At 38.8% G+C, this 25206-nt stretch carries 23 protein-coding genes; 5 read left to right on the top strand and 18 right to left on the bottom strand.

Going from position 1 to position 25206, the window contains the following annotated elements; translation table 11 throughout:
- Nucleotides 1–178: 178 nt before the first annotated feature.
- Nucleotides 179–562, bottom strand: coding sequence for a DUF302 domain-containing protein (locus CVD27_RS11710; RefSeq protein ID WP_101648082.1), 384 nt, complete (start codon nt 560–562; stop codon nt 179–181).
- Nucleotides 563–718: 156 nt separating this feature from the next.
- On the opposite strand from CVD27_RS11710, the gene CVD27_RS28045 reads away from it, so the two are divergent.
- Entirely contained in the window at nt 719–895 is a 177-nt protein-coding gene (locus CVD27_RS28045; protein WP_180960239.1) for a hypothetical protein, read from the top strand.
- Between the two features lie 142 nt (nt 896–1037).
- On the opposite strand, the gene CVD27_RS11705 is transcribed toward CVD27_RS28045, so the two are convergent.
- The 5 genes from CVD27_RS11705 to CVD27_RS11685 all read right to left on the bottom strand — a co-directional run bounded on the left by CVD27_RS11705 (nt 1038) and on the right by CVD27_RS11685 (nt 8236).
- The gene (locus CVD27_RS11705; protein WP_101648081.1) at nt 1038–2729 is read right to left on the bottom strand and encodes a glycerol-3-phosphate dehydrogenase/oxidase; all 1692 of its coding nucleotides are present in this window, start codon (nt 2727–2729) and stop codon (nt 1038–1040) included.
- A 168-nt stretch (nt 2730–2897) separates the two neighbouring features.
- Complete coding sequence (glpK, locus tag CVD27_RS11700; protein ID WP_101648080.1) at nt 2898–4388, bottom strand: glycerol kinase GlpK; 1491 nt, start codon at nt 4386–4388, stop codon at nt 2898–2900.
- Between the two features lie 24 nt (nt 4389–4412).
- The gene (locus CVD27_RS11695) at nt 4413–5237 is read right to left on the bottom strand and encodes an MIP/aquaporin family protein (RefSeq protein WP_101648079.1); all 825 of its coding nucleotides are present in this window, start codon (nt 5235–5237) and stop codon (nt 4413–4415) included.
- Nucleotides 5238–5447: 210 nt separating this feature from the next.
- A complete protein-coding gene (locus tag CVD27_RS11690; RefSeq protein ID WP_101648078.1) occupies nt 5448–5990 on the bottom strand; it encodes a glycerol-3-phosphate responsive antiterminator in 543 nt (180 codons plus the stop codon).
- A gap of 227 nt (nt 5991–6217) precedes the next feature.
- The gene (locus tag CVD27_RS11685; protein ID WP_101648077.1) at nt 6218–8236 is read right to left on the bottom strand and encodes a beta-galactosidase; all 2019 of its coding nucleotides are present in this window, start codon (nt 8234–8236) and stop codon (nt 6218–6220) included.
- A gap of 134 nt (nt 8237–8370) precedes the next feature.
- On the opposite strand from CVD27_RS11685, the gene CVD27_RS11680 reads away from it, so the two are divergent.
- On the top strand, nt 8371–9207 hold the full coding sequence (locus CVD27_RS11680) for an AraC family transcriptional regulator (RefSeq protein WP_180960238.1): 837 nt from the start codon (nt 8371–8373) through the stop codon (nt 9205–9207).
- Nucleotides 9208–9233: 26 nt separating this feature from the next.
- Here the strand turns inward: CVD27_RS11680 and CVD27_RS11675 are convergent, their stop codons facing one another.
- The gene (locus tag CVD27_RS11675; protein ID WP_101648075.1) at nt 9234–10334 is read right to left on the bottom strand and encodes an AI-2E family transporter; all 1101 of its coding nucleotides are present in this window, start codon (nt 10332–10334) and stop codon (nt 9234–9236) included.
- A 132-nt stretch (nt 10335–10466) separates the two neighbouring features.
- On the opposite strand from CVD27_RS11675, the gene CVD27_RS28040 reads away from it, so the two are divergent.
- The gene (locus CVD27_RS28040) at nt 10467–10700 is read left to right on the top strand and encodes a hypothetical protein (protein WP_180960237.1); all 234 of its coding nucleotides are present in this window, start codon (nt 10467–10469) and stop codon (nt 10698–10700) included.
- Nucleotides 10697–11035, top strand: coding sequence for a replicative helicase loader/inhibitor (locus CVD27_RS11665; RefSeq protein ID WP_180960236.1), 339 nt, complete (start codon nt 10697–10699; stop codon nt 11033–11035). The genes CVD27_RS28040 and CVD27_RS11665 overlap by 4 nt, the downstream gene beginning before the upstream one ends.
- A 304-nt stretch (nt 11036–11339) precedes the next feature.
- Here the strand turns inward: CVD27_RS11665 and CVD27_RS11660 are convergent, their stop codons facing one another.
- Together CVD27_RS11660 and CVD27_RS11655 are read right to left on the bottom strand one after the other, a co-directional pair.
- Nucleotides 11340–12374 carry an electron transfer flavoprotein subunit alpha/FixB family protein gene (locus tag CVD27_RS11660; RefSeq protein WP_101648072.1) on the bottom strand — a complete coding sequence of 345 codons (1035 nt, stop codon included), beginning with the start codon at nt 12372–12374 and terminating at the stop codon, nt 11340–11342.
- The gene (locus CVD27_RS11655; RefSeq protein ID WP_101648071.1) at nt 12375–13202 is read right to left on the bottom strand and encodes an electron transfer flavoprotein subunit beta/FixA family protein; all 828 of its coding nucleotides are present in this window, start codon (nt 13200–13202) and stop codon (nt 12375–12377) included.
- 422 nt (nt 13203–13624) lie between these two features.
- On the opposite strand from CVD27_RS11655, the gene CVD27_RS27760 reads away from it, so the two are divergent.
- Entirely contained in the window at nt 13625–13771 is a 147-nt protein-coding gene (locus CVD27_RS27760) for a BH0509 family protein (RefSeq protein WP_142384089.1), read from the top strand.
- 257 nt (nt 13772–14028) lie between these two features.
- On the opposite strand, the gene CVD27_RS11650 is transcribed toward CVD27_RS27760, so the two are convergent.
- The 9 genes from CVD27_RS11650 to CVD27_RS11610 all read right to left on the bottom strand — a co-directional run bounded on the left by CVD27_RS11650 (nt 14029) and on the right by CVD27_RS11610 (nt 24837).
- Nucleotides 14029–14943, bottom strand: a complete 915-nt coding sequence (locus CVD27_RS11650; protein ID WP_101648093.1) for a fumarylacetoacetate hydrolase family protein — start codon at nt 14941–14943, stop codon at nt 14029–14031.
- Nucleotides 14944–15001: 58 nt separating this feature from the next.
- Nucleotides 15002–15772 (bottom strand): SDR family NAD(P)-dependent oxidoreductase, encoded by a 771-nt coding sequence (locus CVD27_RS11645; protein ID WP_101648070.1) that lies wholly within the window; start codon nt 15770–15772, stop codon nt 15002–15004.
- A gap of 28 nt (nt 15773–15800) precedes the next feature.
- Nucleotides 15801–16595 (bottom strand): SDR family NAD(P)-dependent oxidoreductase, encoded by a 795-nt coding sequence (locus CVD27_RS11640; RefSeq protein WP_101648069.1) that lies wholly within the window; start codon nt 16593–16595, stop codon nt 15801–15803.
- 18 nt (nt 16596–16613) lie between these two features.
- A complete protein-coding gene (locus CVD27_RS11635; RefSeq protein WP_101648068.1) occupies nt 16614–17777 on the bottom strand; it encodes a UxaA family hydrolase in 1164 nt (387 codons plus the stop codon).
- On the bottom strand, nt 17768–18106 hold the full coding sequence (locus CVD27_RS11630; RefSeq protein ID WP_101648067.1) for a UxaA family hydrolase: 339 nt from the start codon (nt 18104–18106) through the stop codon (nt 17768–17770). Before CVD27_RS11630 ends, CVD27_RS11635 begins: the two co-directional genes overlap by 10 nt.
- A gap of 76 nt (nt 18107–18182) precedes the next feature.
- Nucleotides 18183–19502, bottom strand: coding sequence for an alpha-L-fucosidase (locus CVD27_RS11625; protein WP_101648066.1), 1320 nt, complete (start codon nt 19500–19502; stop codon nt 18183–18185).
- A gap of 54 nt (nt 19503–19556) precedes the next feature.
- A complete protein-coding gene (locus CVD27_RS11620) occupies nt 19557–21935 on the bottom strand; it encodes a glycoside hydrolase family 95 protein (protein ID WP_101648065.1) in 2379 nt (792 codons plus the stop codon).
- A gap of 95 nt (nt 21936–22030) precedes the next feature.
- Nucleotides 22031–22459, bottom strand: coding sequence for an L-fucose mutarotase (gene fucU, locus CVD27_RS11615; protein WP_101648064.1), 429 nt, complete (start codon nt 22457–22459; stop codon nt 22031–22033).
- 5 nt (nt 22460–22464) lie between these two features.
- Complete coding sequence (locus CVD27_RS11610; protein ID WP_101648063.1) at nt 22465–24837, bottom strand: glycoside hydrolase family 95 protein; 2373 nt, start codon at nt 24835–24837, stop codon at nt 22465–22467.
- Between the last annotated feature and the right edge of the window lie 369 nt (nt 24838–25206).

Below are 25206 nucleotides of genomic sequence, written 5' to 3'. Positions count from 1 at the left end.
GCCCTTACCTCACGGTAAGTATCTTGCGCTTCCTTAGCGGTTGGTCGATGTGTACCCCCACAGTGGACTTTCACCACCTAGATAGTTGCCATGCCTGGCACACTTATAAAAAGACCGCTTTTTTATAGCGGTCTAGGCATTAGAATATGGTTTAAGATTTTAATCATGATTTTCTTGATCAAATACTTTTATCGATACATCTCATTAAACGTTCTTCGATGTCTTTAGCAATTTGTTTCAGCGTTTCATTATTTAGAAGGTTTATGAGAGCAGTAGGTTTAGGCATCCCGATTTTCGTTTGCCCATTATCCTCATAAACAACTATTTTACATGGCAAAAAATATCCCGCCATTTCATTTTCACTTAATACTCTTTGTGCTTCATGAGGATTACACACTTCGAGAACTTTAAACTCTTTTTCAAATTCCAGACCTTTTTCCTGAAGCTTTTCCTTAATGTCAAACTTCCACAAAACACCGAATTTTTCTTCCTTTAAGCTTTCCTCTAGACTCTGAATTGCCTCTTCCATGTTTTTCTTCGTAAAAATCGTATAATCAATCATTTTTATCATCCTTTTGTGGTTATTGTTGCATATCAATATTCACCATTATTTTTTACCCATCATAAAATAAAAATAATCTATATCTATTGTAAATTAACAATAATACTGTATAATTCACAGTATAATTATAGGAATTAATGGGATAGGAGGCTGGATATGCGTTTATTTAAAAATCTTTTTAAGGAACATTGTCCAAAATGTAATAAAGTATTAGAAACAAAGAACTCCAATACGTTAAAATCGATTGTCATTAAATCATGTCCGGAACAGCATTATCAAAAAGAATTTCATCCAGCTTTTGAAACATATATAGAAAGTAATAAGGTTTCTTAATTCAGATATAATTACAAAAAAAGGTAGCTTGCATAGCTACCTTTTTGTAATAAGTTCAAAAACCTCCTTGCTTTTTGGAGTTTCCAACTCAGCAAGGAGGCTTATTATTTCTATATTATAAATTAATTCTGTAGCTTTTCAATTAATTATCATTTCCCGCTTTTTGGTATGGTTCAGGTTGATCTACAGGAGTAACAACCGCTTTTAATGCTTCATCTACTGAGGTTAAATATTTGTATTTCTCTTGTTCAGACCAATGAAACCGGTCAGCTAAATATGCGATTACTTGCTTCTTCCATTCTTTTACGGTTTGAATATCAAATAAAATCGCTCCCGTACGTCGGTTAAAGAAATCAATTGGTGTAGCAACCATTTCATATTCAATGGCATAAAGTAACTTTGCAAATAACACTTTAGGCAGTTGATATTTTTCAGCATCTGACATATGATGATTCAACAATTCAAATACTATATTACTATTTGATCCATATATTTTAACTAACGCCTCACCTTCATCTTTGGTAAGACCAATTTCCAAACCTTTATTCACTGTTTTAGTAATAAATGAAGGAAATTGTTTTGATCCTCCAACATCACCACCTGAAATTGGAAGATACTTTGTCTGACACGTTTTAAAACTTCTACCTGCTTCTGATTTAAATTTTTCAGCTAATAAATTAACCACTGTTTCAGCCATTTTTCTATAACCTGTTAATTTACCACCAGCTATGGTGATCAATCCTGAATTCGATTCCCAAATTTCATCTTTCCTAGAAATTTCTGAAGCATTCTTTCCTTCCTCGTAAATAAGCGGACGAACTCCTGCCCAACTTGACTCCACATCTTTTTCACTTATTTTCACTTCAGGGAACATATATTTAATGGCATTTAAAATATAACTGCGATCACTTTCTGTCATAGAAGGGTTTACTGCATCTTCATTATAGAAGGTATCTGTTGTTCCAACATAGGTCTTACCGTCACGTGGGATCGCAAATACCATACGTTTGTCTGGTGTATCAAAATAGATGGCTTGTTTTAATGGAAAGCGTGATTGGTCAATCACCAAGTGGACTCCTTTAGAAAGTTGTAAGACCTTGCCTTTTTTTGATTGATCCATTTCACGAATCTGGTCCACCCAAGGGCCCGCAGCATTGACAATCTTTTTGGCATGTATTTGGTACATTTCTCCTGTTAATTGATCTTGGATCAACGCTCCGATAACCTGACCATTTTCATAAAGAAGCTTTGATACCTTTGTATAGTTACAAGCAAGGACTCCTTTTTCAACTGCCGCCTTCATAACCTCAATTGTTAATCTCGCATCATCTGTACGGTATTCAACATAATAACCGCCACCCTTTAATCCTGCCTGTTTAATAAGAGGCTCTTTAGCTAATGTGGAATGTGATGATAGCATCTTTCGCCATTCTGATTTTTTAACACCTGCTAAGAAATCATACACACGAAGACCAATGGAAGTGCTAAACCTTCCAAATGTTCCACCTTTATGAATAGGTAATAACATCCATTCAGGCGTCGTTACATGTGGGCCATTTTCGTAAACAATCGCTCTTTCTTTTCCAACTTCTGCAACCATTTTGACTTCAAATTGCTTTAGGTATCTTAGGCCTCCATGAACTAATTTAGTGGACCTGCTTGAGGTTCCTGCTGCAAAGTCCTGCATTTCCACAAGAGCTGTTTTCATTCCTCTCGTTTGCGCATCCAGAGCAATCCCAGCTCCTGTTATTCCTCCACCAATGACTAAAACATCGAAAACTTCCGATTTAAATTTGTTAACAAACTCTTGTCGATTTAGGTTTGAAAATTGCATGATTTACTCCTCCTGATTGTATAGTATGATGGATTTTTTCAGAGGAAATAAAAAGAGACCACAAAAGACATTATCAAAATGATAATGTTTTTGTGGTCTCTCCGACTTCTCCTGCCAATTATTAACTTGTATTCAGTATAACACAAAATAAGTAATTAGAAAATTATTTTATTTAAAAGCCATGGTTGCATTCACTGCTTTTTTCCACCCGTTATATAATTGGGTACGATTGTCTTCATTCATCTGTGGTGAAAATTGGCGGTCAACAGCCCATTGCTTGGCAATTTCCTCTTGGCTTTCCCAGTAGCCGACAGCTAGTCCTGCCAGATAGGCTGCTCCTAATGCCGTTGTTTCATTTATAACCGGTCTTTCCACTGGAACATCCAAGATATCACTTTGGAATTCCATTAGGAAATTATTTTTAACAGCCCCACCATCAACACGAAGAGTTTTAAGTTCGATTCCAGAGTCTGCTTCCATCGCAGCCAATACATCTTTTGTTTGATAGGCAAGTGACTCTAACGTCGCGCGTACGAAATGTTCCTTTGTTGTTCCGCGTGTTAATCCAAACACAGCCCCTCGAACATCACTATCCCAATAAGGCGTACCTAAACCTACAAAAGCTGGGACAACATAAACTCCATCTGTAGAATTCACCTTAGTCGCATAGACTTCACTGTCCTTTGCATCTTTAAACATCCTTAACCCATCACGAAGCCACTGAATAGCAGAACCAGCGACAAAAATACTTCCTTCCAATGCATACTCTACTTTTCCATTTAATCCCCAGGCTAGGGTTGTTAATAATCCATGCTCAGAGCGAACCGCTTTCTCCCCGGTGTTCATTAACATAAAGCAGCCTGTACCGTAGGTATTCTTAGCCATTCCCTCTTCAAAGCATGCTTGCCCAAAAAGCGCTGCCTGTTGATCGCCGGCAACCCCCGCAATTGGTATTTGTTTACCAAAGAAATGAAAATCTACGGTCTGTGCATAAATTTCAGATGATGGTCTCACTTCAGGGAGCATGGATTTTGGTACACCTAATATGTCTAATAATTCATCATCCCACTTTAAATCGTAGATATTGAACATTAATGTCCTTGAAGCATTTGAATAATCAGTTACATGTGCTCGGCCTCCGGATAGCTTCCAAATTAACCAAGAATCGATTGTTCCAAATAACAATTTCCCTTGTTCCGCTTTTTCTCGTGCGCCATCAACATGATCAAGGATCCATTTTACCTTTGTTCCGGAAAAGTAAGCATCAATTAATAGTCCTGTCCTTTCCCGAAATAGGTCATTATAGCCTTTTCCTTTTAACTCTTCACAAATTTCACTGGTTTGTCGTGATTGCCAAACAATGGCATTATATACAGGCATACCTGTTTCTTTATCCCAAACTACCGCCGTTTCACGCTGATTTGTTATCCCAATCCCAGCAATTTGTTCAGGCTTAATGGCTGATTCTGATAGTACTTCTGCAATAACTGAAAGAATAGATCCCCAGATTTCATTTGCATTATGTTCCACCCATCCCGGATTTGGAAAGTATTGTGTAAATTCTTTTTGTGCTGAGTGAACAATTTCCCCATTTTTATTAAAAATTATTGCTCTTGAACTTGTTGTTCCTTGATCTAAAGATAAAATATATTTTTCCATTACTAATCTCCTCCCAGTAATATATTATGCTACTTGATTCGTTCTTCTTATATTGTTTGACTGATTTTTACTAGTATAAAGTGCAAGAAATAATATAACAACATTTATTGCTAAAACAATCCATAAAGCACTTGTAACCTCTCCTAAAAAGATAGCTTTATAAAATACGGCTCCAAGGCTTCCTCCCAAAATCGGACCAACAACTGGAATCCATGAATATCCCCAATTGGAGTTACCTTTTCCCGGTATTGGCAGTAGGAAGTGCGCAATTCGAGGTCCTAAATCCCTAGCAGGATTGATAGCATAACCTGTTGTTCCGCCTAAAGACATACCAATGACTACTATTAATAATCCTACAACAAGCGGGTTTAATCCTTGAGTGAATTTATTTGCACCGATAAATAATAGACCGAGAACAAGAACAAAAGTACCAATTATTTCACTTATAAGATTTGAAAATGTGTGTGGAATTGCCGGACTTGTCGCAAACACGCCAAGTTTGGTTGCCGGATCCTCTGTTTCTTTCCAATGAGGTAAATAGTGTAAAAAGATAATGATTGAACCTAAAATGGCTCCTATCATTTGAGCGGCAATGTAACCCGGTACTTCTGACCAAGGAAAACTGCCGTTTATCGCTAATGCAATGGTTACTGCAGGATTCAGATGGGCTCCGCTAATACTACCTACTGCTAAAACGGCCATTGTAACCGCTAGTCCCCAAGCTAGCGTGATTACAATCCATCCAGCATTATTAGAGTAGGACTTCTTTAAAGAAGAACCTGCTCCAATTCCTGCTCCAAATACGATTAGAATCATCGTTCCAATCACTTCTCCAACAAATGGTGTCATTTTTTCATTCCCCTTATGTTTTAAATATTTCTTCCAAGTCCATTTAGAAACGAAAAAAAAGAGATTCACGTCAGAAATAACCCTCATAAAGGGTTTCTGCGTGAATCTCCTTATCTCCGTCACATTTTGTTAACTTGTTAATTGAATTATATAATCGCATGAAAACGGTGTCAATAACTTTTTTAAGTTATTAATAGAGTAAATTTTACATTAAAAAGAGTCCCATAACTCTCGTTTGGAGGTAGTAATAGCGGCAGCTCCTGCTAACAGTGCTGCATTTACCTCTTCAGAAGTTCGAATTAATCCTCCAGCCAAGATGGGGATTTTTACTCTTTCTTTCACTTCTGCAATGATCTTAGGCATGGCACCAGGCAGAACTTCAATGTAATCAGGCTGGGTTTTTTCAATTAATTTATAGCTTTTTTCAAGTGCGTGACTATCGATTAGGAAAATTCTTTGTACAGCAATAACACCTTTTTGCTTTGCCTTCTGTATAACACTAGATTTGGTTGAAATCAAACCGTATGGCTTGAACTCTTGGCAAATGTATTCAGTAGCATATTCATCATTTTTTATGCCGTGGATTAAGTCAACATGGTAGATCATTTTTTTGCCTTTTTCCTTTGCCATCAAATTAATATGTTGTAACTGAGCGATATGCATATCTAAAAACACACCAATTTCGTAAGGACTTCGCAAAAAAGATTCGAATTCTTTCATAGTTGAGGAAGCAGGTAAGATTTTCTGTTTCATATTATTAATCCTTTCAGGGTTTTCTCATTTTTAAATTCATAATTCGATAATAATTAATAATAACATTATATAGACATCTGAAATCTGTTCAATAGATAGGATGAATATTTTTATTCGGCAGATTAATTAGTAATTAGAAACAGAAAAAACCTAGAGGTCAGCACCTCTAGGTTATTCTTATTTTTACACTCCAGTACAAGTTTAGAATTGTCTATAGTCTTTCCTTGCTATTGCTTTATAATCATGACTCCATACTCTTCTAATGAAATTTTACCGTTTAGTTTCTTACCTGTTAACAAGTCTGTTCCTTCACTTATCTCGAATTCGACTGTTGATGCATTGTGGTTCATGACAAAGAAATAAGAGTGGCCATGCTTTCTTCTCTCCGTCACTTCCACCCCTTTTGGAACCTGAAGTAATGGTTCTATCCCCTTTTCCTCACATACCGTTTTCACAAAATCAGTTAAAAACGCTTTGTCTGGGCATGTTCCTACATAGTACGCTTTTCCTTTTCCAAATGAGTTACTCGTAATCACCGGTGTACCAGCATAAAAATCAGAACCGTATTCTGCCAGTACTTCTGCACCCTCGGAATGGATAATATCAAACAACAAACTGCAATCATAGCTGCCAGTGAGGCTGCCTGCCTCTTTTTTCACGACAATTTGATTTTTCACTTCAGGCGGCAGGGCATCAATTTCCTCCACCCAAATCCCTAAAAGATCCCGCAATTCACCTGGATAACCGCCAAGCGTTACAATATCATTTTCATTCACGACTCCGCTAAAGAACGTTGTTATAAATGTACCACCATTTTGAACAAACTCTTTTATTTTATTCTCATAACCTGATTTCACCATATATAACACTGGTGCGAAGATGATTTCATACTTACTTAAATCTTCCTCCACACCAATCATATCGACTAAAATATTTTCCCCAAATAAAGCATCGTAATATTTATGAACTTCATTTACATAGTCCAATGCCTTTGATGGACCACTGGACAATTCCGTTGCCCATCGGTTTTCCCAGTCAAACACGATCGCAACTTTAGCTTGTACACGCGCATCGAGTAAGTTGTCAGAAAGATTCACCAGCTCCCTGCCAAGTGCTGATGTTTCACGGAATACTCTTGTGTTTTCATGGCCAACATGTTCGATAACCGCACCATGATATTTTTCACAAGCTCCAACTGATCTCCTTAATTGGAAAAACATGACGGTATCGGCACCACGGGCCACTGCCTGATAGCTCCATAAGCGCATCACACCCGGCCGTTTCAACGAATTATACGGCTGCCAATTTTGCTGGCTTGGCGTTTGCTCCATTAACATAAAAGGCTGACCGCTTTTCAAGCCTCTCATAAGATCGTGTCTCATTGCGGTGAAGCTCACAGGTGTGTTATAGGCAGGATAGTTATCCCAAGAAACAACATCCATTTCCTTTCCCCATTTAAAATAATCGAGCTCCTTATAGGTACCCATTAAATTTGTTGTTACAGGAATATTAGGATTATGCTTCTTTAAAACATCCCTCTCAAGTTTAAAACATTCTAGCAGACTATTAGACTGAAAAATTCGATAATCTAAGGATATCCCTTGAAAATTTGTTGAATTCCCGTCCCACTCTTCACTTAAGGCATTAGGAGGGACAATTTCATCCCAATCATAAAACGTATGGCCCCAAAATCGAGTATTCCACACTTTATTTAGAGTATCTAAGTTTCCGTATTTGTTCTGAAGCCATTCTCTAAAACTCTCAGCACAGTTCTCACAATAACAGTAGCCGCCATATTCATTGGACACATGCCAAATCAGTACCCCGGGATGATCTTTATATCTTTCTCCTAACCGGTCTGCTATCCGTTCTGCATACTTCCGATAGGTTGGGCTGTTCGGACAGGAATTGTGTCTGCCGCCAAACCTCCGCTTTCTTCCTTGGTAATCTACCCTCAATACGTCTGGATATTTTTTTGCCATCCAAGCGGGGTGTGCGGCTGTACTAGTTGCAAGACAGGTATAAATTCCATTTTGATATAAACGGTCAATTTGCTCATCCAGCCATGAGAAATTATAGGTCTCTTCATCAGGCTGGTTTAACGCCCAGGAAAATACATTTACTGTTGCCACATCAATTCCAGCAAGTTTAAACATACGGACATCTTCATCCCAGTCCTGTTTTTCCCACTGCTCTGGATTATAATCTCCCCCATACCAAATTTTAGGAAGCTTCTCATTAATCATCTAATCACCTTTCCCTTTGTATCATTATATTTCCATTGTAAACGATTACAAAACGGCATTAAATATAATATAATGGAAAGTGATATAAGAAAAAGGAACATGTTAGAGAACGGTTCCTGGAAAGGAGCGTAATGATGAAAAAACATTTCCTCATCCCTTTAAATGAGAGTAAACTGCCACTTTTTGCTGAAACGATTGGTTACAATCCTGCACAAGAAAATATCACACGTCCAAACGGTTATCCTTTTTACCACTGGATTCAAACCGTTAGTGGACAAGGAACTCTTGAGATACAAAATCAAGAACTAAATCTGCCGCCTAATAACGGCGTCCTCCTCTTGCCTCATATTGCCCATTCGTATAAAAATGAACAATCTAATTCGACTGCATGGAGAACACTCTACGTAACATTTGACGGAATTATGGTAAAAGAGATTTTGATTACTCTTGGACTCTATCAAACTGCTTTTTTTCATTGGGAACAAGAAGCACCGATTTCTACATTCATTGCGAATGTGTTAAAACAAAGTAACGAGACAACAGACAGCTTAAGCATAAGTGCCTCTTCCTATGTCTATGAGTTTTTACTGCTTTTAAAGAAGTACGGTAAGACCAATAAGAGTAATTGGAAAGAAACCAGTTACTTAATAACGTTATATTCACTAATAGATTGGATGAAATCCCAACTTGCCAATCCAGATATCGGCCTGGATGAAATGGCTCTCTTTATCAATATATCCAAACGCCATTTGAATTCACTGTTTCAAAAAAACTTTAACATTACACCTTATGCCTATTTTGTTAATTTGCGAATCCAGCAATCTAAGAAGCTCCTTTTAGAAAACAATAGAGTCACCATCGGGGAAATTGCCCTGCAAGTGGGGTTTCGTTCTACAAGTCACTTTGTGGCTACGTTCAAGAAGATGACCGGGATTCCACCTGAAAAATATCGCCACCTAAATTTGGGATAAATATAAAAGGAACCTGAGTCTTTGACTCAAGCTCCTTCTATTGTACTCGCTGCTCTTCTCGCTTTTAAAAATCGGACTAGGTTTAAGACAATAACTTTTGAAACAGCATAGGTCGGAACTGCCAAAACCATTCCTAATACGCCTGCTAGATTGCCTGCTGCTAATAAAATGATGATAATGGTGGCCGGGTGAGTATCCAATGTTTTACCTAAGATTAACGGTGACAGGAAGTTTCCTTCTATTTGCTGTGCAACCAGTATGACGACTATAACCAATAAAGCTTTGGTGGGTGAATCAAAGAAAGCGACCAGCACTGCTGGCGCACCGCCGATAATCGGACCAACATAAGGGATAATGTTGGTGAAAGCAATAATGAGTGCCATGATTAACGCATAAGGCATATCAATGATTAAAAATCCAATAAAGGCCAAGGTTCCCACCGCCAAAGCGACCATCACCTGCCCCTGGATGTAAGCGGAGAGTGTCTCCCCTGTTTCTTTCAAAATTTTTAGACCTTCATCTCTATAATCCTTCGGAATAAAATTGGAAACAGCTTTTGGAAATTTATGGCCATCTTTTAACATGTAAAATAATAAAAATGGCACAGTAACAAGAATAATCGCTATATTGGTGACCACACCAAAGAAACCTTTAATCCCGCTCGTCAGTGTGTTTGGCAATGTGTTGGCATATTCCATTAACCGCTTTTGAACTGAGTCAATAATTTCACTCTGCTGATCCATTAAATTTTTAAATTGTGAAGAGTGGATCACATTATTAAAGAAGTCAGTAGTCTTATGGGCAAAGACTGGCAAATTGTTAGCCAGATCGGTGGCCTGTTTTGACACAGTTGGAACCAAGCTCCCTATCACCAAAACTAAAAGACCTGCAAATCCCACATAAATGACAAGTATGGCCGCCATTCTAGGAAACTTTTTCCGTTCTAGAAAATTGACCAGAGGATTTAATAGGAAATAGAGGAATCCTGTGATCAGAATAGGAAAGAAAACTGTCGAGAAAAACACCCCTATAGGCTTAAACATAAACGAGATTTTTGTGGAAACGAAAATAATTGTTAAAATAAGCAAAATTTGAATGAGCCAGAATTGTATTTTTGATTTTGACACTACATGTACCTCTTCCCTCACAAATATGGTTAAAAGTATAACAAAATTTTGGGATTATATACAGTATTATCCTTTAAATACTACCGGGAATCTATATTCTTTGAAAAAGTTCTTCCCTCCTAATATCCTCCATTGGAAACCGAGCAAATAGAATCTATGTTAGAGAAGATTTTCAGTCAGTACCGGCGGAAGAATCCGAATAAAAAAATTAGCAATGCATGGTATTGCGAAAAGGCCATAAGGACATTACTAGAGACGGAGAAAAACGGTAAACTTTTCAAAAGGACAAAGAATGAAACCATTTCTAAACGAGTGGGACGAATGATTCATGAAGGTAAAATTGTGGTACAGGAGGAATGTCAATGACCAAAGAAGAGGTAATCAATCTATTAGTACTAATCGAATTAGTTTATTCCAACTTCCTAGTCAAGGACGAGACCGTTCTGCTATGGTTCCAATATTGTTCCGAAATGGACTATGAAAAGGTAATGACGAAGCTGAAAAATCACATTAGAAAAAGTCCTTTTCCTCCGGTAATTTCTGACATTGCGGTATTTCCTTTTGAAGAAAATGATTTTATCTCAACCTTACAGGAATGGAAGAAGATAGAACGTGAAAGAATTGACCGCGAAAGTAACCAGACAAAACGAATCCCAATACCTGACTGGCTTATCGAATATTCCAAAAGACAATCTGTTTGAAGATTACAGTATTGTTGCCAAAAAGATGTTTACGATTAGTCCTGTCCTAAAAGTATCAGATACGTTTGAAACGGCGGATTCAAGGCTTTTTGATACAGCTTTTGATTGGTACGAGTTCCGAAGTCGAACCACCTGTATTAGAATTTATTGAAACTACCTTTAAGCACTTCAAACCTTTAGCACTAGCGGTATATGTCATTGTAATAAAAAAGAATCCCATTATATTTAACTGGGATTCTTTTGATTTAATTTATATGCTGAATTTGACATAGAAAAGTAAATTTCAGGCGCTACCTCCTTGCCATCAACCTTTACTGTTATTGCTTACCTTCTCTCTGGATAAAGCCATTTGAAACTGTTCAATTAGAATAGGGACAATCTCAAAGGCATCGCCAACAATTCCAAAATGACATGCCTGAAAAATGGGGGCTTCTTTGTCCTTATTAATGGCAATTATTAATCCAGAATTTTTCATTCCCACTATATGTTGAATCGCACCAGAAATTCCAATCGCAAAATATATTTTTGGCGTAACTGTCACACCGGTTTGCCCTACTTGATGAGCGTGTTCAATCCAACCTGCTTCCACCACATCCCTGCTCGCACCAACCGCTCCTCCAAGAGTTTCCGCCAATTGGTGAATTAACTGAAATCCCTCGAAACTCCCTAATCCTTTCCCGCCTGCAACAATGATATCCGCCTCGTCGATTCTTACTTTCTTTACAGTTTCCTTTACGATCTCCAAGACTTTTGTCCGAATATCTTCTTCCTTAAGCGATATGGTTTCTTCAATAATCTTGCCTGTTCTCCCTGTTTGAGGGGTAAGCGCCTTCATAACTTTGGAGCGTACTGTCGCCATTTGAGGTCGGTATTTTTTACATAATATGGTTGCCATAATATTACCGCCAAATGCTGGCCTGCTCGCCAATAGTAACCCCGTTTCCTCTTCAACATCAAGCTCTGTAGTATCCGCCGTTAAACCTGTCGGCATATCGGTGGCAACCGCACTTGCAAGGTCTTTTCCAGTTGAGGTTGCCCCGAAGAGAATAATTTCTGGTTTATATTTTTCCGTACATTCCAGAAGCGCCTTCATGTAGGTCTCGGTCCGGTAATGTTTAAAGATGGGTTGATCATATACATACACTGTATCTGCTCCATATTCAAAAATGGTCTTCGTTAAATGTTTAACATTTTCCCCGATTAGAATACCTGCTAATTCCACTCCCCGTTTGTCTGCTAACTTTCTACCGGCACCCAATAGTTCAAGGGATACGGAAGCAACGACTTCATCCTTTTGTTCAATGAATACCCAAACACCTTTGTAATCTCGGAAATCCAATTAAATTTCCTCCTTTGTTTCAAACAGTTCTTTCTTTTCAAGCAGGACAGAGAGCAATTGTTCTACTTGTGCCATTGGGCTGCCTTCAAGGAACGTTCCCCCTGCCGGTTTTTGGGGAGCCCATACTTTAGAAACAATTGTTGGAGATCCCTTCAAACCGAGCTGTTTTACATCTACCTCTTCCAGATCATCAACTGACCAGATATGGGGCTTATATCTAGCAGCTTTTAGCATGTTGGGAAGCGGAGAATAAGGCACTTCATTGATTGTTTTTTCAACAGAGAACAAACACGGCAATGTGGACTTTACGACTTCATATCCATCTTCTAACTTTCGATGGACAATGGTATATCCTTCTTCTTGATTGATTTCCACTACTTTGTTCACAGAAGTCAGCGGTGGTATATCAAGTCTTCGAGCAATTCCAGGTCCGACTTGACCGGTATCTCCATCAATGGACATTTTTCCGCAAATGATCAAATCTATCGGCTCATGTTTAGCAATTTTTTCGATTGCCTTTGACACGGCATAGCTCGTTGCCAAAGTATCTGCACCTGCAAACCGACGGTCGGTGATTAAATAGCCCTCATCGGCGCCTATTTCAATACACTTTTTAATCGCGGAAACTGCTGGAGGCGGCCCCATTGTTACAACAGATACCATTCCCCCATATTTATTCTTTAGACGAACGGCCTCCTCAACAGCATGGGCATCATACGGGTTCAATATCGCAGGCGCCGTCCTGCGGTCCATCGTGTTTGTCTTTGGATTCATCTTGATAATTTTAGTATCAGGTACTTGCTTGATACAGGCTACAATATGCAGCATTTAACCCCTCCCCTTTAATGTTAAAAGACATGGTTCCTTTACTTACAGTAATATGAAACTTACCGGCCTATTTTCAGCTGAAGCCATTTTTCGCCGTTTACTTTTACTTTATTAAAAGAGATGTCCTTACATTCGAATTTCCTGACAAATATCCATGTATAGTTCCAAAGAAATTTCAAACAAAGAAAAAACCGCACGAATGAAACACATAAATGTACCCAATTATGTTTTAACTCAAACTATAAAATTATTATTCTATTTACTTTATAAGTAAAAATAACATTTCTGAATTAATCCCTAAAAAACAATCTAAAATTCATATTGGTTTAATCTAATTCTTAGATATATAATGAAGACAAGAAAAAGAAAACGTTTTCTAAATATAGCCAATGGGCTACTTCTCATATATAGGAGGAATTAAGATGAGCCAAATGGAAAGAAATTTCAAAGTAAAGCAACTATTAGAAAAACAAAAATTCAATGAGAAAGAAATTGCCGTTATGACAGATTCACAGATTGAATATTATCACTGGCTCTATTTTGAAGATTCTGTTTATGATTATATGTAAGTAGAAAAATAAAGCTCTCACCTGTTCGTAGTTAATCTAATAATTACATAATTAACCTCTGTCCTAGTAGTATCTATATCCTTTGACAGGGGTTTTTATTTTGTTTTCAATTTACCAAAAAGTCATTTACTGATTGTACTTTTACTTATCGAGAATCTTTCACCGTAAAAAAACTGCACCTCCAACCATTAGTACAATCTAACAATTGAGGTGCAGGTGAAAATTCTGTCCTGACGGTTTTAAATTATTTTATACATTTAAAAAGCTGTCCGTCCAGCATCAGCCTCTTCAACAAACCGATTTGTAAGTGTACCCAGCTTCTCAATTTCAACGGTGACAATGTCCCCAGGCTTCAAATAGATTTGATTTCCCTCAGGATATCCTAAAACGACTCCTTCAGGGGTACCTGTTAATATTAGATCTCCAGGTTCTAAGGTCATATGCTGAGAAATATAACTAACAATTTCGGCTACCGTAAAAATCATATCTGATGTATTTGAATTTTGCCTTAGCTCTCCATTAACAATTGTTTTTAATTGTAGATTTTGCGGGTCATCAATTTCATCAGCTGAAACGAGGTAAGGTCCTATTGGACTGAAGTCATCACATGTCTTTCCAAGCAGCCATTGAGGGGTACGAAGCTGCAAATCGCGGGCTGATAGATCATTAACTGTACAATAGCCGAAAACATAATCTAAGGCTGTTTCCTTTGTTATGTATTTGGCCTTTTGCCCAATGACAACACCTAATTCAACTTCGTAATCTAGTTTATCTGTGACTCTTGGCACGGCAATATCACATTGATGACCTGTTAATGTATTATTAAATTTGTTAAATAGAATCGGAACCTCCGGATAAGGAGCGTTTGTTTCATCCGCATGTTTTCGATAGTTGAGCCCAACACAAATAATCTTATTTGGCTCTGTCACGCAAGGTCCCCATAAAATCTCATTTTCATTTACAAGATAGGAAGACAGATCTTTCACTTCATCTATAAAATTCCGCAGATTCTCAATGGATTTAGTCCCACCCCGAATCACGTCCATGACAGAAGCAGGAACTTCCTTATCGAAGTTGGAAGCTAGGGCTGCTGCTTCAATATCGATAATTCCTTCAACTGTTTTCACACCCAACTTATACTCATTATCTTCTTTAAATGTAACAAGTTTCATAGATTTCCAACCTTTCATTAAATAAATATCTAGTGAAATGATTTTCAAGTTTTAGACATTATCCAAGTTTTCCATTAACGACTCCACCATCAATTATAAATGGAGTTCCCATCATAAACTTTGACTCATCTGAAGCCAGGTATAATGCAGCAAAGGCGACATCAATGGGTTTACCCAGATCTCCACCCAATTGCCTGCTCTTAATAGATTGAATGGCTGCTTCAGGGTTTGGATCTTTCGATAGATAATCCTCCACAAATGGTGTGAAGATGGTCCCAGGCATTAATGCGTTCACTCGAATATTATACTTTGCGTAATCTACTTGAATTGATTTCGTTAATGCTAATATCGCACCTTTTGTCGTCGCATAGGAAGCCCTGTTTGCCAGTCCGATTTCCGCAATGCACGAAGACATATTAATGATTGACCCTGAATGTTGTTTCATCATGTGTGGCACTACATATTTTGTAACTAAAAAAACACCGTTGATATTTACGCTCATCACTCTATTCCATGTTTCCAAATCGATATCATGCAGTTTCCCGACTCCACTGATTCCAGCATTATTAAACAATACATCAATACGGCCATAATCATCTATAATCTTATCGACCATTACTTGGATTTCATCCGGGTTGGTCACATCTGCTTGAATAAAAATTGCCTCTCCATTATTTTCTCTGATTTTTCTAACTGTTTCTTCCCCTGAATTTGCGTTAAAATCATTGACAACTACACTGGCTCCTTCTTTGGCAAAAAGCAGGGCAGTTTCTTTTCCTATACCTGAACCAGCTCCTGTAATTAAACAAACTTTATCTTTTAATCTCATGGGTACACCTCTTTTTTAAAGGAATAGATTAATGTTCCATATGGTCTTCTGGTTGTGCGGCTTTTACCGTTAGCCCACCATCTACCATTAATAAATGACCATTAATTTGAACGGCTTCTTTCGATGCTAAAAATACAACTGCATCTCCTATCTGCCGGGCGGTACCTAACCTTTTCATCGGATTGGCTTCGACTTCTTTTTCATAGATTGCAGGATCTGCCAAATATTCTGTGCACATATCCGTATCCACTGTACTTGGTCCAACTGAGTTCACATTGATGCTATATTTACCCAATTCAATGGCCAAGGCTTTGGTTAACTGGTGTGCAGCTGCCTTTGATGAAATATAATGCGGAATAACTGGACTTGTTACAACCAGACTAGCGGTTGAAGTGATATTGATAATTTTCCCATATCTTCTTTCAATCATTTTTGTGGCAACCTTCTGTGATGTGAGGAATATTGATTTTACGTTAGTATTATAGGTTCGATCCCAGGTTTCCTCTGTTAGCTTTAAAAATGGCTCAAATGGAGCAATTCCAGCGTTATTAACCAAAATATCAATCTCGCCTAATTCCTCTGTCACCGAATCGATCATTTCATCTACTTGTTTCTTTTGGCAAACATCCGCTTGGAAAATCATGGCCCGCCGGCCCATTTCCTCTACCTGTCTTTTCATTTCTAATGCTTTTTCTTTTGAGTTTGCAGATGCATAGTTAATTGCCACATCTGCTCCTTCTTCTGCAAGACGTGCTACAATCGCTGCACCAATCCCTCTGCTCCCACCTGTCACAAGAGCTACTTGACCATTTAAGCGTGCCATACCCTATCCCCCTTTATCTTAGAGACTGATACCAATTCGGTTAATACTAAATTCACGATGCCCTAATATTTCTGCTTTTGTTAATTTACCTGAGGCCACTTCAATGATTTCCGTAAATATTTCGTTTCCTGCCTCTTCCAATGATTTAGTGCCCTCGAGCACAGAACTTACATCAATATCGATATTATCGGCCATTCGCTTAGCCATAGTTTTATTTCCACAAATTTTAATGACTGGCACAATCGGATTTCCCGTTGGTGTTCCCCGGCCAGTGGTAAAACATACAAGCTGTACTCCTGATGCAGCCATACCGGAAACGAGCTCTATATCATTTCCAGGAGAATCCATAAAGAAAAAGCCATTTTTCCCAGGCAATTGCTCAGCATATTCGAAAACATCAAGTAATGGTGAGGTTCCAGCCTTGCTGATACAGCCCAATGATTTTTCCTCAATACTGGATAGTCCCCCGGCTATATTTCCTGGACTCGGATTTCCTCCCCGCATATCTTCTCCTATACGATTTATTTCTTTTTCAAACCGATCGATAATATAGTAGAGTTTTTCTTTTACTTCTACTGTTGCTGCTTTTTCTGCCAGGAGGTGCTCGGCCCCAATAATTTCAGTAGTCTCTCCCATCACGATGGTTCCACCATGTTGTATAATTTGATCTGCACTTTTACCTAGTGCTGGGTTACTGCAAAGACCTGATGTTGTATCCGATCCGCCGCATTTCACTCCTACAACAAGTTCAGATAACGGAACAGGCTCATCTTCCATTTTTTGAAGCAATGCCGCCAGTGAGCGTGCAATTTCAGTTCCCTTTTCAATGGCTTTAATTGACCCGCCTACATCTTGAATGTCTATCCACTCAACAGGTTTGCCTGTTTCTTCAATTTCCTTTTTTATGCGGACAGGGTCCATTACTTCACACCCCAAACTTACAATCAAAACTGCTCCAACATTTGGACTTTTGCCCATTCCCACTAATACTTTATGGGTTTGTTCTTTATCTTGTCCCACCTGACTGCATCCATGTTGGTGTGGTATGGCTACACTATCAGGGACTTGCTGCTCAATTCGGCTTACCACTTGACTTGCACAAATAACTGTAGGGATTAAAAGCAAATGATTTCTTATCCCTACTTTACCGTCAGGACGGCGATAACCCCTTATCATGACCATTTAACCTTCTCCTTTCCATTTTGTTGATCTCCCCTTCCTCGAATGCCCTCCATATTGTGGACGTGAACATGCTCACCAATCGAAATATGTTCAGTGGCCCTTCCAATAGACTCGCCATACTTGTAAACGATTTCACCAATTTGAATGGTTTTAAAAGCCATTTTATGACCAAAGGTTAAATCTTGTATACTCTTAATTTGGTATATTTCTGTCTGTACCATAAAGCAAATTTGTTCTCCCTTTTTTATATCTCTTAGGACGGTAACTACATTATCTTTAGGATGCATGACAATCCCTTCCAAATTTGAAACAAACGTTTTATCTGCCATAATTACCCCCTATATTAGCTGATAGTATGTTTTCTGATCCGTGCTTGTTGTAAAACGAAAATCCTCCAAAGTAACTTTATTCTTCCAGTAACTCTATTTCTATGACTGTGTCAATTTCATCAGGAAGCGGGAAGGAAAAATGTGCGGGCTCGGAAAAGTTGGTAAAGGCGTCATCCGGAAACTCTGAAACGTTCCATGGCCTAGTGATAGCAAGCTCTGAACCATCTAAAAGAAGGCTTGCTTTTTTCACTTTTCCAGCTAATCCTTTTAAATTGATAGGACCAACACTTTCTTCAAAAATATGTGCATAAAGTAGATTGCCATTTTGCGTATACCTACCCCATTCTGGTTTCGGATACAAAGACTTTCCGCATGCGTAGATGCTTTCACTGTTCTGTTTCATCCATTCCCCAACCTCAGAGAGAATCTCAAGAGACTCTTTTGGAATTTCACCTTTTGCATTGGGTCCCACGTTGAGAAGTAGATTCCCATTTTTGCTGACACACTCCACAAGCTTGCGAATAACCACCTTTGGCGATTTATACGTCTTATCTCTGGAGCAATAGCCCCAGTTATTATTTAAAGTAATACATGCTTCCCATGGAATTGGGTTACCTAAAGTATCGACAATTCCTTCAGGAGGAATGATTTGTTCAGGCGAAGCAAAATCTCCTGAATAGGGCTTCTGATGGCCCGACTTGATACTTCCGCCTTGCTCTCCGTTTGCGTCCAATCTGTTATCTATAATAATATGAGGCTGCAATGAGCGTACCATTTCTATTAATTGTGTCGCTTTCCATGTTTCACCGGACATATTACCGTAGGAAAAATCGAACCACAAAATATCAATTTTACCGTAATTGGTGAGCAGCTCTCTCACTTGGCCATGCATATACTCCAAGTAGTTATTAAAATGGTGGTATCTTCCTTTATACTTCTCATTATCTCTCATTGGGTGGTGGGCATCCCCATAGGCGGGGTAATCATCATGATACCAATCCAATAAAGAATAATATAATCCTACTTTTAGTCCTTCTGCCCGAAAGGCATCAAGAAATTCTCGAACCAAATCGCGGCCTGCTTTTGTTTGTGTAGATTTATAGTCAGTAAGTTGACTATCGAATAGACAGAATCCATCGTGATGCTTTGCAGTTAAGACAGCATATTTCATTCCAGCTTCTTTCGCTGCTTTTGCCCATTCACGTGGTTCATAGTGAACTGGATTAAATTCATCGAAAAACTTTTGATACTCATCCTTATGAATCCGTTCCACACTTCTTACCCATTCGCCGCGAGCTGGAATAGCATATAACCCCCAGTGGATAAACATTCCAAACCTGGCATCCATGAACCAGGATGTACGTTTTTCTTCTTTCGATTTCAATTGATTTGCCATTATTTAGGCAACCTCCTAATTAAACAGTTTCCTGAGTGCCCTAATTCTTTTATTCTAGTGAATTTTCTTTATAGAATAATTTTTACCGGCCTGTGTATCAAATAAAATTCTGTCATTAGTCGTTTTTTCAACAGCTATGATTTGTCCATCTACACTCACTTCAATGGAAGGCTCTATCATTAAATAACAGGGTCCACCAAAATGAGAGTAAATTTCGGCACAATCCAATCCATTATTTTCCCACTTAAGATTAATTTCAAATCCTCCGCGGGCGCGTAACCCCTTAACATATCCATTTGACCAGACAGAAGGAAGCGCAGGCAGTAGTTGGATGATATTGGTATGTGACTGAACCAGCATTTCGGCTAATCCGGCCGTAAATCCGAAATTCCCATCAATTTGAAATGGAGGATGCGCATCAAAAAGATTGGAATAAACGCCGCCCTTATGATAGTTGGTATCCTCCTCTTTCACGAGCTGAAGAAGATTAGAAATTAACTTATGAGCTCGATCACCATTTTTAAATCGTGCCCATAAACAAACTTTCCAGGCCAGACTCCATCCTGTACCATCATCTCCTCTTCTTTCAAGAGATCTTCGGGCAGCATTGAACAGTTCACTTCCATCCGAATCGGTAAGTTGTCGTCCAGGATAAATTCCAAAAAGCTGCGAAACATGCCGATGGTTCCTATCTTCATCTTCCCAATCATGTGCCCATTCTTGAAGCTGTCCATATCGGCCGATTTGCATTGGAAATAATTTTTCACGTGCCGCTGTTAATTGTTCGCGGAAATCTTCATCCATTTTTAAAACTTCAGACGCCTCAATACAATTGGTGAACAAATCCCAAATTAAAGACATGTCCATTGTGGTTGCCAAACTGACTGCGGCCAAGCACCCCTCTGGTGTCACGAATTTGTGTTCCGGCGAAGTGGAGGGCGCTGTTACCAAATTTCCATTCCCGTCATCTACCAGCCAATCCAGGCAGAAAAGAGCTGCTTCTTTCATAATTGGATAGGCTGTTTGCCTTAGATATGATTCATTTTTCCCGAAGGTAAAATGTTCCCATAGATGCTGTGATAACCAAACTCCTCCTAAGGGCCAAAAAGCCCAAACGGGATCGCCATATCCATAATCACCAACTGGAGCGGATTGACGCCATATATCTGCATTATGATGTGCTGTCCATCCTCGGCACCCATAATTCACTGAAGCCGTTTCCTTTCCGTTTTGAGCTAATTCCTGAATAAAGTCTAAAAGAGGCCCATGGCATTCGGAAAGATTACAGGTTTCAACAGGCCAATAATTCATTTGAGCATTTATATTTAATGTATAGTTGCTGCTCCAAGGCGGGCGAACCTCGCGATTCCAAATCCCTTGAAGATTAGCCGGCTGTGAACCTGGCCTTGAGCTGGCAATCATTAAATAACGTCCATAATGAAACAGTAATTCCACCAGCTTTGGATCATTAGCACCATATTGCGAAATCCATTGATCTGTTGGCAAGTTTTCCGGGGCAACGGCAGGTCCCAGGTCCAGTTCCACACGACCAAATAATGACTTATAGTCCTCTAAATGGGAGCGTTTTAGTTCTTCAAAAGATTTCGACATCGCTGTCTCTAGACATGCCTTTATAGCTAAAGAATGATTCTTCCCCTCATTCCCTGGGGATTTATCATAGCCGTTAAAACTGGTTGCTGCACTAAAATACAATGTTACTGTTGTCGCTGCAGTAACGTGAAGGCCATCATGATCTATATGAACAGATCCATCCTCTGCCTTTACGCCTACACGTCCCTCAAATTTCATGGCATCCGTCGTCTCCGGGTCCCCGTAGACGATAGGATTGTCCGTATGATAATAATTTGGATCGACTTGTTCCGGGCTGATGCCGCTAAGGACAAACTGATCTTGATCTGGAGCCGTCCTAAACTTTAAAGAACTTCCCAGATTTACTGAAAAATTTAAGAAGCCTTGTTTACTGGTGCTAAGCCGAATGGCGATCACTTGATCCGGAAAAGAGGCGAACATTTCCCGTGAATAGTGCACATCACCAATCTTATATTCCACATGGAAGGTGCCTGTTTTTAAATTTAGACTCCTCTCATATGAATGAACCGTTTCCCCATGATAAAATTGCAAGTACAAATCGCCAAGCGGCAGATAGGATTGCGTGTAAGGCCCCATCATTTCCCTGCATAATTGATCTGCTTCTAGATACTTCCCATCAAATATAAGTCTCCGGACCTCGGGAAGCTGTTCTTTTGCCTTAGGATTATTAAAATCTTTGGGAGAACCTGACCATAAGGTATCCTCATTTAATTGCAAATGCTCCTTCTCTATTCCGCCAAAAATCATGGCACCGAGACGTCCATTACCGATCGGAAGTGCTTCGTTCCACGAATTAGCTGGCCGGCTATATCGCAGCTTCATATTTGATTCTCTCCTATTGGTTTTTGATCAATGAAAAAGTATGTTTGAAGAAATAACTTTATAATTTGAATAAAGATGAACTTTTGACTAGTAAACTATAAAGTAACCCCTTTTTTTAAAATAATATTTGCATATTGGGCTTTTTCACTTGTGGCGACTACTGCAAATGACTTTTTTGTCCGTTCATAAAATGCAAAGCGATCCATAAATTCAAAAGGAATGGACTGTTCACATTGATCTTCAACGATCCCTTTGTATTCTTCCCAAATAGTTGGCTGAACCGGATCTCCAGGTACAACAGCCATTAACGCAATCGGATGATCCGTATAGGAATCTAAAGGTAAAAACTTTAGGATTGCATCTAATAGTTCTGGTATGCCATGGCCATCACAGCGAATAAGCTGACTGGCATGGCTGGCAGCAGGAAAATGGCCATCTGCCAAAACGATCTCGTCTCCATGGCCCATTTCCATTAATGCCTTCATTAAATCAGGAGAAATAATTGGCGGAATTCCTTTTAGCATCGTAATCACACTCGATTCTTTTTTCTATTAAAATGATGGTTATGGACTGTTTCACCATCCGTAAAAGGCTGAACTACTAATGTATATACTTCATTCTTTTCCGTATCAAAATGAATAATGTCATCATTCAAAGTTGTATATTGGATAAGGTCTTTAGATGAACATGTTAGTTTGATAGGGTGATCTAAGTGTAAATGACATGGCGTACCATTCAATGATTTAATTTTTGCTTTTACCAAACTATAATCCTTCCATTGAATATCTACCTCGAATCCACCTCTTGCCCTTAATCCGCAAACCTCCCCATCCTTCCATGCTTTAGGCAAAGCAGGAAGCAAATGAATGGCACCATCATGACTATGTAAAAGCATCTCTGCAATGGCTGCCGTACCTCCAAAATTACCATCGATTTGAAAAGGAGGGTGATCATCGAATAAATTGGGAAGGGTCGATTGCCGAAGTAAAGCTAAAAGATTTGAGTAGGCCTGTTCTCCATCTTCTAATCTAGCCCATAAATTGATTAACCAAGCACGGCTCCAACCTGTATGGCCTCCCCCGTGTTCTAAGCGTCTTTCGATGGTTCTTCTTGCCGCAGAAGCCAGTTCTGGCGTTTGATGAACGGTGATTTGATTTCCTGGATGTAAGGCGAAAAGATGAGATATATGCCGATGCCCAGGCTCCTTCTCCTCGTAGTCTTCTATCCACTCTTGTATTTGTCCATATTTTCCAATCTTTGGTTGAGGGAGGCGCTGTAAAACTTTCGATAATTGCATCCTAAATTCGTCGTCTATCGAAAGAATCTCGCCCGCTTGAATACAACAATTAAATAGTGCATAAAGAATCTGATTATCCATCGAAGGCCCCATGCATAACGTCCCTGATTCGCCATTTGGCAGAATGTAAGTATTTTCTGGAGAAGAAGATGGACAGGTAACAAGATATCCTTCTTTTGTTTCTATTAAAAAGTCCAGGAAAAATTGTACGGATTCTTTAATGGTTTCATAGCTTTTCTTCAGGAAATTTGCATCACCACTAAATTGATAGTGTTCCCATAAATGCAAGCAAAGCCAAGCCGCTCCCATCGGCCAATAAGAAGCTGGTGGATAAATATCCTGTGGAGCTGTATCTGCCCATATATCAGTGTTATGGTGTGCAACAAAACCACTGCAGCCGTACATCATTTTTGCTGTTCGGCGCCCTGGCTCTCTCATTCTTTCAATTAAATCGAATAATGGCTCGTGGCATTCAGACAAATTACAAGTTTCTGCCGGCCAATAATTCATCTCCGTATTTATATTAATTGTAAATTTGCTGTCCCAAGGCGGCCGCATACTATGATTCCATATACCTTGTAAATTGGCAGGTAATGATCCAGGTCGACTGCTTGAAATAAGCAAATACCTTCCAAACTGGAAATAAAGCGCGATAAGGCCATTATCCACGTTTCCTTCTTTGAGTCGTTTTAATCGTTGATCAGTTGGTAACAGTTCATATTGTTCGCTAGTTTGATCAAATAGTTTCAAGCTTACCCTGTTATAAAGTTCCGAATAGTCCCTAATATGAAGACTTTTTAATAGGTGATAATCCATATGTATTACATTTTCAATTGTACGAAAACAAGCAAGCTCCGGATCAGTGTGATGAAAACTCGTATTAGCAGCTAAAAATAATGTGACCTCGTCAGCATCATTGATAAGTAAATGTTCACCAATCGTTTTTACATTTCCACCCTTTGTGCTCGCAGATAGAACTACTCGAAAATCAGATCCATCTTTGCCGCCACAGTTGCCCCTCATTACAAGGCTATTGTGTTTTTTCGCTCGAACCTCTTCCATAAGCCGGCTTCCATCCCTCGTTAATCTGGCTGAAAAAGATATGGAGGCTGACTGACTTGCTGAAAGGCGAATGATCAGTAGGTTGGAAGGATAGCTTGAAAAGATTTCTCTCTGAAACATTATTCCTTGACAATTGTATCCAACCGAAACTATTCCTTTTTCTAAATCAAGTTCACGCCTGTAATCGCTTACTTCTTTGTGATCAAAATCTAAAAAAAGATCACCCAGTCCCATATAGTGCCTTTGCGTCTCGGGCATACCCGAAAGTGCCATACTGGCCAATTTTTCTGCTTCCGCTGGTCTTCCGTTTTGCAGCAATTCTCTTATCTTGGCCATATTTTCTAGTGCATCGGGATTGTTCCGGTCCCTAGGGCCGCCATACCAAACTGTTTCTTCGTTCAATTGGATTTGTTCAATAGCTGTTTTTCCATAAACCATTGCACCAAGACGACCGTTACCGATGGGTAAAGCCTCATTCCAATCTTTTGCCGCTTGATTAAACCATATTATTCTATCGGACACTATAATTCCTCCTTTGGTCATTTTCCATTTACTTTCTAGTAATAATAATCAGTTAATATATTTGTTATCGATAACATTAAGTTAACACCTAGGATAGTTACAGTCAATAAGATTTAAGACAAAAAATTTCAAATATAAAAAATTTTCCTGTTTCAATTACATTGGCAGGTCCTTTTAAGATAAAAAACTACTACAATAATGGTTGCCAGTGTAAAGGGTTAATTCGTCATTCCCATGACCATTAAATTTCTGCCTGCAATTTCATTGTTCTCTAAACTATTTCTTAATACTTTTTTACTTGATCTGTTGCTTTTTTATCCAACATGTTCATCGTCCTCCTTTTTCAATTAACAGATGGTAACTTCCTTCAAAACCATATTGTTATCGATA

The organism is Neobacillus cucumis, from assembly GCF_002860255.1.
Classification (GTDB): Bacteria; Bacillota; Bacilli; order Bacillales; family Cytobacillaceae; genus Neobacillus; species Neobacillus cucumis_A.
This window is presented reverse-complemented; position numbering and strand designations above follow the sequence as displayed.

What these genes read in the sequence shown, in the direction of transcription:
- CVD27_RS28045 (WP_180960239.1), top strand. Translation starts at nt 719, where the DNA reads ATGCGTTTATTTAAAAATCTTTTTAAGGAACATTGTCCAAAATGTAAT.
- CVD27_RS11645 (WP_101648070.1), bottom strand. Translation starts at nt 15,772, where the DNA reads ATGAGATTAAAAGATAAAGTTTGTTTAATTACAGGAGCTGGTTCAGGT.
- CVD27_RS11665 (WP_180960236.1), top strand. Translation starts at nt 10,697, where the DNA reads ATGACCAAAGAAGAGGTAATCAATCTATTAGTACTAATCGAATTAGTT.
- glpK (WP_101648080.1), bottom strand. Translation starts at nt 4,388, where the DNA reads ATGGAAAAATATATTTTATCTTTAGATCAAGGAACAACAAGTTCAAGA.
- CVD27_RS11685 (WP_101648077.1), bottom strand. Translation starts at nt 8,236, where the DNA reads ATGATTAATGAGAAGCTTCCTAAAATTTGGTATGGGGGAGATTATAAT.
- CVD27_RS11690 (WP_101648078.1), bottom strand. Translation starts at nt 5,990, where the DNA reads ATGAAACAGAAAATCTTACCTGCTTCCTCAACTATGAAAGAATTCGAA.
- CVD27_RS11695 (WP_101648079.1), bottom strand. Translation starts at nt 5,237, where the DNA reads ATGACACCATTTGTTGGAGAAGTGATTGGAACGATGATTCTAATCGTA.
- CVD27_RS11635 (WP_101648068.1), bottom strand. Translation starts at nt 17,777, where the DNA reads ATGGTCATGATAAGGGGTTATCGCCGTCCTGACGGTAAAGTAGGGATA.
- CVD27_RS11640 (WP_101648069.1), bottom strand. Translation starts at nt 16,595, where the DNA reads ATGGCACGCTTAAATGGTCAAGTAGCTCTTGTGACAGGTGGGAGCAGA.
- CVD27_RS11610 (WP_101648063.1), bottom strand. Translation starts at nt 24,837, where the DNA reads ATGACCAAAGGAGGAATTATAGTGTCCGATAGAATAATATGGTTTAAT.
- fucU (WP_101648064.1), bottom strand. Translation starts at nt 22,459, where the DNA reads ATGCTAAAAGGAATTCCGCCAATTATTTCTCCTGATTTAATGAAGGCA.
- CVD27_RS11650 (WP_101648093.1), bottom strand. Translation starts at nt 14,943, where the DNA reads ATGAAACTTGTTACATTTAAAGAAGATAATGAGTATAAGTTGGGTGTG.
- CVD27_RS11625 (WP_101648066.1), bottom strand. Translation starts at nt 19,502, where the DNA reads ATGGCAAATCAATTGAAATCGAAAGAAGAAAAACGTACATCCTGGTTC.
- CVD27_RS11620 (WP_101648065.1), bottom strand. Translation starts at nt 21,935, where the DNA reads ATGAAGCTGCGATATAGCCGGCCAGCTAATTCGTGGAACGAAGCACTT.
- CVD27_RS11710 (WP_101648082.1), bottom strand. Translation starts at nt 562, where the DNA reads ATGATTGATTATACGATTTTTACGAAGAAAAACATGGAAGAGGCAATT.
- CVD27_RS11630 (WP_101648067.1), bottom strand. Translation starts at nt 18,106, where the DNA reads ATGGCAGATAAAACGTTTGTTTCAAATTTGGAAGGGATTGTCATGCAT.
- CVD27_RS11655 (WP_101648071.1), bottom strand. Translation starts at nt 13,202, where the DNA reads ATGCTGCATATTGTAGCCTGTATCAAGCAAGTACCTGATACTAAAATT.
- CVD27_RS27760 (WP_142384089.1), top strand. Translation starts at nt 13,625, where the DNA reads ATGAGCCAAATGGAAAGAAATTTCAAAGTAAAGCAACTATTAGAAAAA.
- CVD27_RS11680 (WP_180960238.1), top strand. Translation starts at nt 8,371, where the DNA reads ATGAAAAAACATTTCCTCATCCCTTTAAATGAGAGTAAACTGCCACTT.
- CVD27_RS11705 (WP_101648081.1), bottom strand. Translation starts at nt 2,729, where the DNA reads ATGCAATTTTCAAACCTAAATCGACAAGAGTTTGTTAACAAATTTAAA.